Below are 6,237 nucleotides of genomic sequence, written 5' to 3' on the forward strand. Positions count from 1 at the left end.
CTCATTCAAATAATTACTTTTTTACTAGCGCCTGGCATTGTTTTCCAAAAATGCCGGCAAACCCTCCGGCTAAACCTCCTACAATGCCCGTTACCAGAATTAATAGGAAAGGATTACCATCCAGGGGCAATAGGATTGCTATTTTTTTGGCCAGGGTAAAGTTGTTGTCGTTAGACAAAAGAAAAGCATAGCCCGTCCAGAACAAAAAAACTGCTATAAATGGAATAAAAAATACCTTCCATCCTTTTAAAGAAAATAGTACTGCCGAAACAAATGCCGCAAGCATTACTGACCACCAGGGCAAGAAAATTGAAAAGGCCAATGCCAAAAGCAGGGTAATGATAAAATTGAGGATGTTGGTATTCATTTAATTAGATATTAATGTTTGCGTACCGATTACGGCATCCGTGCCGGTATCGGATTGCATGAAGTTTAAATTATGATAGTTGCCAGCTGCCCAGTCGTCTATAAAATTATCGTAGTATTTGCTGCCCGGATTGCCCGATTGTCCCCCGGGATAAATTCCTAATGCGGTAGGAGGGGAGCTCATTTCCACGATCATACGCCAGGAAGCACCATGATTTTTTTTGGTTGCATTCACAATATTACTGCCACCACCTATGGGTAAGTTAAACCTTGAAAATGCAGGTAACCCCTGCAGTAAATGGCCAACATAGGTAGCTTTATAGGCATTCCAGTTATAGCTGCCATTTTCTGCTTTCCAATCCATCAGGGACTTCACGGCTTTTTTAAAACTTATTAAAAATAAATCCCCGGCAGTCTCGGTTTCAGGGGTTTCTATAATATCCATAAAGGCATCATCACCCTTTGTTTTTAATAAATGTACGGTTTGGTAATCATAAGGGGTCTTTAATGCTACATCATCCACTTTATATTCATCCCACAGCAGACTATGGAGATTGCGCCACCAGGCACTCCAAATACTTGGCCCCAGTTCGTCTATATCGTTGTTGAAGTTCCATGCCTTTATTTCATTTAAAATTTGTAACTCTTCTTCGGTAAGCGAAGATGTATCCATGGTATTAAAAATATGGGGCAGGAGTTCTGCTGCTTTGAGATTGTAATTATTGTTTTGTAAATCCCTGAAATCCTGAATACTGAAGGTATCCCTGGAATTAAAAAAGTCATTTATTACACGGTTTCTGTAGGTTTCAAAACCATCATTAAATACATAAAACGGATAGGATTCATCAACAGGGTGCTGATTGGCTGAACTAACAAAGCCGCGCTCCGGGTTTTTAGTGTGCGCATTGAATTCTTGTGGGATAAAACTTTGCCAGTCGTGCTGCGGATTGCTTCCATCCATTAAAAATTTTCCCTGGCCTTTCCATTTATTGGGGAGTTTTCCCTGAACCCAAATTGCGATATCACCTTCTGTTGAGGCAAAGACAAAGTTCTGTGCAGGCGCTGTATAGTGTTTGAGGGCATTAACGTAATCATCATAATTTTTACCCTTGTTGAGTTCCAAAAATGTCCTTTGATTGTTGCCCCCAATATGACCGGACCATTTCATGGCATAACCCGCAAGTTTGTTGTCACCCATAAAATTCTGGTCGTATGTAACCGGGCCGTGATGGGTGTACCTCACAGAATCGATAAAAGGAGCTTTGTCTTTTATTTTAATTTCTTCAACCCTCAGGTCCGCAGTTCTCCAGTCATCGCCATATTTGTATTGTGAGTGTTTTTCATCTTTAAATTCAATCTTGTACCAATCCTGTACGTCTCTTGTAGCATTAGTCTCTCCCCACGCAATGTACTTGTTAAATCCTGAAATTATGCCCAAAGCTCCGGGCAATGTTGCCCCGAAAGTATTGTGGGTTGGGGTACTCAATTGCATGACAAACCATATGGAAGGCAGGTTGAGGCCTAAATGCGGGTCGTTTGCGAGGATGGGATTTCCGGAATAGGATTTTTGTCCGGAAATGGCCCAGTTGTTACTGCCATTGTCCGGATGGGGCTTTTCGATAGTTTTTGAAATAGTGTCGAGCGGCAATTCACTTGCCGGAGTTTCCGTCATGGGTACGTCAATATAACTCCAGTCTGTACTCTTCGGAATAATAGGATCTATAACATCATAAAAATCCGGATACAACAAATCAAAACGCTCTTTGCCAAATATCCTAAGGGCATTGGTATACTCCAAATCCGTATCGGAACCTGCCAGATCTTTGGTCATGTACATCAATAACAAAGCTGTTTTTTTAGTGGTCCAGGGCTCCGGCTTATAATCGAGCAGTTTGTATTCTACCGGAATGTCTTTTGGCTGTAATTCGTTTATGTAACTATTCACACCTTCTGCGTAGGCCTCTAAAAAAGCCATGGTTTCCGGGTCTTCTTTGATCTTTTCAATGGCCTGTTCGGCCCCGAATCCCATTCCAAGTCTGCGTTGGCGACGGTCATAGTTCAAGGCTGCTTCACCAATAAATTCCGACAAACGACCTGCTGCAGCCATGGTTTGAAACTCCATTTGCCATAGTCTGTGCTTGGCCGTAATATAGCCCTGAGCCCTGTACAAATCATTTTCATTTTCAGCAAAAATGTGTGGAATTAGTTGTTCGTCGTAATGAACGGTTACCTTGTCTTTGAGCCCATCAATTGAAACAGTTCCGGTAATTGTTTCATCTTTTTCATTTTGCCAGATGCCAGTAGCCGGATTTAAAAATTTACCGATTGGCGGAACGGAACCAAATTTGGTATTCAGACCATAATAAATAATTACTGTGAGAAGAAGAGAAATTACAAACTTTAAGTATTTCATAAATGCCGGAAATTGTGATGTTGAAATTACTAAATAAATCTGAACACAAAGGAATGCTTAAAGTTCATCGGAGGTATAAAACTTTCTGGTCTAATTTTAATTCTCTTTAGTAGCAATCCAAACCGCGAGAAAATCTCTGTTAACCGAATGCGTTGTGCCATATAGTAAACCATCCTTATAATAGAAAGCAGTGTTATATTCTCCGGTACCATCCCCGGAAATTAAAGCCCCGTAAATGATCCCGAGTTGGGTGTTGATTCTACCTGAGCGGATATCAAAGCCATCCTTATAAAAATACCCTTCGAACCCTGAATTGCTTACTTCTGAAATCTTCATATTAGCAAAATTAGCATCAGTCTTATCTTCCGGGCTCATATCAATTTTCCAAATTCCTTTTAGGACGCTTAAATCAATAGCTGATTCGGATTGCGCATTTACATTGCTGATTGAGATCAGAATTAAACACAGGCTTACTAAATAAACTGCTCTCATTTTTTTTGATTTATTATTTGCGGTTTTACTTTCACTTTAATTCTTCATCAATAAGCTTTAGAACGGCCTCACACTTGTTTATTAATTCAAGGTAATAGCCATTGCTAGCCTTTTGATTAAATGCCGTTGCAGAAATTGCTCGGACAAAAATTTTAAACCTTTGGTCTTCTTTATTATTTAAAAAAGCATAATCATGTTCATTTAACATTTCTTGTGTCGTAAAAATATCGGTAACCCCCTTATTAAACTTGATAAAATCTGTTTCATTGGTCTCATTGGTGGCAACGTTTACCATCCATGCACCTATTGCGGATAACAACGCTCTTTTTTGGTCGTATTCGCTATAAAGATCAACTATTTCCTCTTTTAATTCCTGGTTCTTAATCAGTCCTAATGCGCCTGAACTTATCATACCTTTATAGGTATTATCATTTGGAGAAAAAACCTGATCCAGGGCTTTGTCATAGATGGCACTCATATACTGAACTTCCTCTATACTCTCAACGCCGTCGTATAAAGTAACAAGTAATTGTTTAATATCTTCCCTCAAGGCATTATTATTATGGATGATCTGCCTGAAGTTAATGGTGTCCTGGACTATATCGCGATGAATCCGTAACAAATAATCCTCACCTAATCTGCGGTCTTTGTTTTCCTGGTTCCAATTGTTGACACTCAGCGCAATCAAAATTCCAAGAACCACAAGCACAATTTCTCCAACGGCGTAAAGCAGATACTTGCTGAATCTGTTTTCCGTGAGAAGTTGTTGTCTAATGTGTCTGAAGAATTTTATCATGTTTTGCTGTGGGTCCTGTCTTAACCCGATAACTATGGAGAGCTATGAGGTCTATCATTATTATGTTACCATTGCACATTTAAATCCGTGCTAAATTGGGGTGGAATTTGGTCTTTAACTTCCCCTAAATTTTGCCTTAAATCAATTTCTATCCCACGGGCTATGGTGGAAATGGGTACATCGTTAGATGTTCCTTCAAAAGGATTCTCTCCCGTACGGCCTATTCGTTCCATAGTATGGAACATCCAGGCAACTGCTGAATATATTGGAACGGTAAACCAGATGAAAATTTGCCCCAATATTGGGTAATTATCAGCAAATCCCTTTCCAATATCCATGAATTGTGGAATTAATGCCATAGGCAGGAGCAGCAAGAGTAGCCACATAAAATAATGGTTTAAGGAAGCGTATTGCCTGGGGTAAGGAAAATTCTTGATACGCTCCGTTTGCCCTTGAAGCGTAAAGAGTTCTTTGATGAGTCCTTCGAGTTCAAGAAATGAAAACTCCCAAATAATTCCCTTGTCTTTTAATTTTCTGATATGATGTGATTGCAAATACAATAAGGCCGTCTGGTGGTTGTCTTTGCTCATCACATGTTCCATATCGCTTTTAGAAAGATATGGTTTTAGTTCCTCTTCCAAAGGAGAATCCTTTTCAGGGGGCCTTATTCCCCATTCTGTATTAGTTTTATGGCTACTTGTAGTTTCCCATAGCTTTTTACTTCGCATCGCATATCTTAATGCTGTCATCCAGGCAATATGCCTATAGGTCAACACTTTTACTTCTTCCGCTATGATCTCATCAGAAACACTCTCCTTTGTATGCTCATCAGAGAGCATATCCTGAACAAAGACGCCAAAGGTGCGAGAAGTGTTTACTATACCTCCCCAGATTTTCCTGGCTTCCCATATGCGTCCGTACACAGCATTATTTTGAAATCCAATGACAAATGCAACCGCTGTTCCTATTAAGGCCATAGGCGTCCAGGGAATTCTTAGCCATTGCAGATCCAGAAAATAATAGGCGCAAACCCAAATAATAATTATGAAAATGAACCAAAACGTTTCAAAACGTGTCCATTTCACCATGTCCATAATTCGATATACTCTGCCTATATACATACTTAATCCAGGTTTTTATATTTGTTTCTTCTAAATAGAAGCAATACTTAGTTTTTAAACAAATTTATACTTTTACTTTCAGTTAATGGTTTTATTCAACCACGGTATGACGTTTTGCTCATATGGCTACCATGCGGTTCAATTTTAAAATGTTTTAAGACCCTCATTGCCCTTAGTGTATTCCACCTGCCTGGTTTACCGGCTTGTTCCATTTTAAAGTGTACTTTTCCGGGATGAGCAGCATTTAGGTTCCACGTTCCATACTTGTTTATTTTACTAAGAAGTACACTAACAGCTTGTTCCATTCTGTTGTCCCATTTGCAGCCGGCGTAACTAAAATAGTCCATTGCCCTCAGAATATCATACCTCCACCTGCATGGATAGGGCATCTTTAAAAAGTCTTTGTTAATAATCTCCCCGGTTCGGTCAGATATGAATAACTGATGCATAAGGATAAATTCCTCGCCACTTTCTTTGGCACTTTGTATATCGTTCTTTCTATATGCGGTTCCGGATTTCTGAAACTCATACAATCCTTCGAGTACTGAAATGGTAGAGTGCAAAGAACTGTGTTTTGCACCACTTCTGGTTGTTCTGCAATTGAAACCACCATCTGGCATTATCTCATGCAGAATGCTGTTTACAATAGAATGCAGTTTTTTTTCTTCGGTTTTAAAGTATGATGCATAATTCAGGAACATACCGTTTACACAAACATCGCTGTACCTGGAGGTTGAAGGCCCCAATTTAATTCCTCCATCAATTGCCTTGCCGGAGTTCAGCGTTAGCTCAATCGTCTTTTTTATACTTGGGTTGTCAGGGCTGATATTCAAATTACGAAGGTCCAGCAATATGTAATGTGTAGAAATCCACTTTGGCTGATAGAATCTCTGTCCCCAATGGCCATTTGGATTTCGTTTCTCTAAAATTTGCCTTCCCCAACCTTCGCCGGCAATTCTGTCCTGCAGGTCCTTTCTTTCATTGCCTAACAAATCCCTGTGAACCTGGTATTGAATTGAAACATCGCCTTCCAGCAACCATGCTATGAT

Annotated in this window: 6 protein-coding genes; all 6 read right to left on the reverse strand. The window is 39.7% G+C overall.

The window, feature by feature from the left end; translation table 11 throughout:
* Window positions 1-13: 13 nt before the first annotated feature.
* A complete protein-coding gene (locus Q0X77_RS12885) occupies window positions 14-367 on the reverse strand; it encodes a hypothetical protein (protein ID WP_297797997.1) in 354 nt (117 codons plus the stop codon).
* Window positions 368-2,779 (reverse strand): penicillin acylase family protein, encoded by a 2,412-nt coding sequence (locus Q0X77_RS12890; protein WP_297797999.1) that lies wholly within the window; start codon window positions 2,777-2,779, stop codon window positions 368-370.
* A 96-nt stretch (window positions 2,780-2,875) separates the two neighbouring features.
* Complete coding sequence (locus tag Q0X77_RS12895) at window positions 2,876-3,271, reverse strand: hypothetical protein (RefSeq protein WP_297798001.1); 396 nt, start codon at window positions 3,269-3,271, stop codon at window positions 2,876-2,878.
* 31 nt (window positions 3,272-3,302) lie between these two features.
* Window positions 3,303-4,067 carry a DUF6090 family protein gene (locus Q0X77_RS12900; protein ID WP_297798003.1) on the reverse strand — a complete coding sequence of 255 codons (765 nt, stop codon included), beginning with the start codon at window positions 4,065-4,067 and terminating at the stop codon, window positions 3,303-3,305.
* A gap of 65 nt (window positions 4,068-4,132) precedes the next feature.
* Window positions 4,133-5,188 carry a bestrophin family protein gene (locus Q0X77_RS12905; protein WP_297798005.1) on the reverse strand — a complete coding sequence of 352 codons (1,056 nt, stop codon included), beginning with the start codon at window positions 5,186-5,188 and terminating at the stop codon, window positions 4,133-4,135.
* Window positions 5,189-5,283: 95 nt separating this feature from the next.
* Window positions 5,284-6,237, reverse strand: a 954-nt coding sequence (locus Q0X77_RS12910; RefSeq protein ID WP_297798007.1) for a hypothetical protein, incomplete at its 5' end; no start/stop codon positions are given.

It is taken from the genome of uncultured Eudoraea sp., from assembly GCF_947258925.1.
Classification (GTDB): domain Bacteria; phylum Bacteroidota; class Bacteroidia; order Flavobacteriales; family Flavobacteriaceae; genus Eudoraea.